The following is a 3,514-nucleotide window of genomic DNA, read 5'->3' on the forward strand; positions in this document are numbered from 1 at the left end:
ACTTTTAACGCGAGTTGTTTTCCCCCTGTTTTGCCTGGCAAAACAGGGGGAAAACAACTCGTATTAAAAGTCTTTGAAGGGGGTCTGGGGGAAACTTTCTACAGAAAGTTTCCCCCAGGGTAATTAATCGAAGTCTCCTTATTGTGTTGAATTGTCCGTCTTTTTTGCTTATAGTATCGTATGGATTTCAGCGGCCGGGAGGCGGGCGGGGTTTGACGAATAGGCGGGAGAAGAAGACCATACTCATCTCCAACGACGACGGCATACGCTCGGAGGGGATAAGGGCCCTTGCGCGCGTCATGAAGAGGCTGGGCCGCGTATACGTCGTTGCCCCCGACCGCGAGAGGAGCGCCGCGAGCCACTCGCTCACCCTGCACCGCCCGCTCCGGGTAGAGCGCGTGGGCCCCTCCATGTACGCCGTCGACGGCACGCCCACCGACTGCATAACCCTTGCCGTGCACGGTCTGCTCAAGGACAAGAGGCCCGATCTCGTCGTCTCCGGCATCAACAAGGGCCCCAACCTCGGCGAGGACGTCTCCTATTCCGGCACCGTCTCGGCGGCCATGGAAGGGACGCTTCTGGGCGTTCCCTCCATCGCCGTCTCGCTCGCCGCGCGGGAGAGGTTCGACTTTTCGGCGGCCGCCGACTTCTCCGCCTCCGTGGCCGAGAAGGTCCTGGAGGGCGGCCTTCCGCCCGACACCCTCATCAACATCAACGTGCCCGCCGGCGACAAGGTGAAGGGAAGCCGCATAACAAGGCTCGGCAAGCGGGTCTACGGCGACGTCATAATAGAGAAGACCGACCCGCGCGGCAGGAAGTACTACTGGATAGGGGGGGACATGCTCCACTGGGAGGGAGGCGACGACACCGACTTCGCCGCCGTAACGGGCGGCTACGTCTCCATCACGCCGCTCCATCTCGACCTCACCAACTACGCCGCCATCGACGAGCTGCGCCGCCGCGGATTCTGAGGTTACGGTGATCAAGATACCTAAGAGAGACGGCTACGAGCGGGCAAGGCGCGCCATGGTGGAGACCCAGCTCGTCTCGCGCGGCATAGGCCAGCCCCGGGTGCTCGACGCCATGCGCACCGTGCCGCGCCACCTCTTCGTAGACGACGCCCTGGCCGACAGCGCCTACGGCGACTACCCCCTTCCCATAGGCGAGGGCCAGACCATCTCGCAGCCCTTCATGGTCGCCTTCATGACCGAGGCCCTGGAGCTCACGGGCCCGGAGAAGGTGCTGGAGGTCGGCACGGGCTCCGGCTACCAGACGGCCGTGCTCTCCATGCTCGCCGACCGCGTATTCTCCATCGAGCGCAAGCCGCGCCTTGCGCAGCGGGCCCGCCGCATACTCGACGAGCTCCAGTGCACCAACGTGGTCATCCGCATAGGCGACGGCACCCTCGGCCTGCCCGAAGAGGCGCCCTTCGACGCCATAATCGTCACCGCCGCCTCGCCCTCGATCCCTCCGGCCTACACCGAGCAGCTCGCCGAGGGCGGCAGGCTCGTGATCCCCGTGGGCGAGGAGTTCGTCCAGACGCTCATGCGCATACGAAAGGAGAACGGACGTCTCGTGGAAGAGGACCTCGGCGCATGCCGCTTCGTAAAACTCATCGGCCGATACGGCTGGAAGGGGAGGTAAAGTAGTATCGATGGAACCTTTCCGCAAGGGCGCGGCTCCTACAAGAACAGTGGCCCGGCCCTTCCGCCCCACAACTTTCTGAGGCGTCTCCATGCTGAAACGACTCTACGACTGGGTTCTCGGCTGGGCCCATACGCCCTACGGCACGTGGGCGCTCTTCATACTCGCCTTCACGGAGAGTTCCTTTTTTCCCATCCCGCCGGACGTGCTGCTCATCGCGCTGGCCATATCCATACCGGCCCGCGCCTTCCTCTACGCCGGGCTCTGCTCGCTGGGGTCGGTCACGGGCGGTCTCTTCGGCTACGCCATAGGTCTTTACTTCATGGAGGCCGTGGGCTACAATATAATCGACTTCTACGGCTTCCAGGACAAGTACGAACAGATACAGGCGCTCTACAGGGACTACGACGCCTGGGCCGTGGCCCTGGCGGGCTTCACGCCGCTGCCCTACAAGGTCTTCACCATCTCGGCCGGCGCCTTCGACATCGACTTCACCGTCTTCCTCATCGCCTCGGCGCTGAGCCGCTCGGCACGATTCTTCCTCGTGGCGGCCGTCATCTACAGGTTCGGCGAGCCCATTCGGGGCTTCATAGAACGGTACTTCAACCTACTGACCGCCGCCTTCGCCGCGGCGCTGGTGGCGGGATTCGCTCTCGTAAGGCTGCTTGCCCGGTGAAGAGACGGACCCTCATAGGCGTCATCGGGAGCGGCCGCTGCGACGGCGGGCTCGCGGCCCTGGCCGAGACGACGGGACGGCTCGTCGCCGAGGCCGGAATGGGCCTTGTGTGCGGAGGGCTCGGCGGCGTGATGGAAGCGGCGGCAAGGGGCGCAAAGCAGGCGGGCGGCCTCACGGTGGGCATACTGCCGGGCCCGGACCCCGCGGAGGCCAACCCATACATCGACGTGGCCATCCCCACGGGCATGGGCGAGATGCGCAACGCCCTCATCGTAAGGGCCTCGGCCGCGCTCATAGCCGTGGGAGGAGGCGCCGGAACGCTCTCCGAGATAGCCCTGGCCCTCAAGACGGGAAAGCCCGTCACAGGGCTCCGCACCTGGGAGATACCGGGCGTGGTGAAGGCCGACACGGCGGAGCGGGCCGTGGCCCTGGCGCTCGGAGAGTCCGGCCCCTGAGGAGAGCCCCCGGCGGCGCGCAGGCACACTCCTTCCATCGGCGCCGCGGCGCCGGAGCGAAGGCGTCCATTCGCTACCAAATGGCCTTGAGAGCACCTTCCATCCTCTTCCTGCTCATCCTTTCGGGCTGCACCATAGCCTACATAGGCAGGGGCGTCTTCCACGAGGTCGAGGAGGGCGAAACACTATGGGGCATATGCCGCGTCTACGGCGCCGACTTCCGCGAGGTCGTGGAGATAAACGGCATCAGGGACCCCTCGAAGCTTCGCGCGGGACGGCGCATATTCATACCGCGGGCGACACGGGTCAAGAGGGCCGTCGCCGCGAGGACGGACGCGGGCACGGAGAATAGACGGAGAGGCGGAGACGGCGGCAAGCCCCGGAGGCCGAAGGTCGAGGGCGCCAAAAAACTCCTCTGGCCCGTCAGGGGCACGGTCGTCGCCTCCTTCGGCAGCTCGCCCGGCATGGAGGGCAAGGGCATAGAGATCAGGGCGCCGAGGGGCTCGCCCGTTGCGGCCGCCATGGACGGTCTGGTCGTCTACTCCGACGACGCCATGAGCGGCTACGGCAACATCATCATCATAAAGCACGGCGGCGGACTATACACGGTCTACGCCTACAACGAAACGAACCTCGTCGAGACGGGAGAGCGCGTAAGACGCGGAGAGGTGATAGCCAGGGTCGGCAGGAGCGCAAAGACCGGCGACCACAGGCTACACTTCGAGGTGCGCCAGGGCAG

At 65.0% G+C, this 3,514-nt stretch carries 5 protein-coding genes; all 5 read left to right on the plus strand.

Annotation, left to right across the window (positions count from 1 at the left end; translation table 11 throughout):
• Window positions 1–239 precede the first annotated feature (239 nt).
• Complete coding sequence (surE, locus tag ENJ37_00065) at window positions 240–971, plus strand: 5'/3'-nucleotidase SurE (protein ID HHL38884.1); 732 nt, start codon at window positions 240–242, stop codon at window positions 969–971.
• A gap of 55 nt (window positions 972–1,026) precedes the next feature.
• The gene (locus ENJ37_00070) at window positions 1,027–1,644 is read left to right on the plus strand and encodes a protein-L-isoaspartate(D-aspartate) O-methyltransferase (GenBank protein ID HHL38885.1); all 618 of its coding nucleotides are present in this window, start codon (window positions 1,027–1,029) and stop codon (window positions 1,642–1,644) included.
• Window positions 1,645–1,735: 91 nt separating this feature from the next.
• Entirely contained in the window at window positions 1,736–2,320 is a 585-nt protein-coding gene (locus ENJ37_00075; GenBank protein ID HHL38886.1) for a DedA family protein, read from the plus strand.
• Entirely contained in the window at window positions 2,290–2,775 is a 486-nt protein-coding gene (locus ENJ37_00080; protein ID HHL38887.1) for a TIGR00725 family protein, read from the plus strand. Before ENJ37_00075 ends, ENJ37_00080 begins: the two co-directional genes overlap by 31 nt.
• Window positions 2,776–2,855: 80 nt before the next feature.
• Window positions 2,856–3,514, plus strand: a 659-nt coding sequence (locus tag ENJ37_00085; GenBank protein HHL38888.1) for a LysM peptidoglycan-binding domain-containing protein, incomplete at its 3' end; no start/stop codon positions are given.

The sequence above is a fragment of the Deltaproteobacteria bacterium genome, from assembly GCA_011375175.1.
Classification (GTDB): Bacteria; Desulfobacterota; GWC2-55-46; order GWC2-55-46; family DRME01; genus DRME01.

Bases quoted from the DNA above. Each gene is read 5' to 3' on its own strand.
- ENJ37_00075 (HHL38886.1), top strand. From the start codon at position 1,736: ATGCTGAAACGACTCTACGACTGGGTTCTCGGCTGGGCCCATACGCCC.
- ENJ37_00070 (HHL38885.1), top strand. From the start codon at position 1,027: ATGGTGGAGACCCAGCTCGTCTCGCGCGGCATAGGCCAGCCCCGGGTG.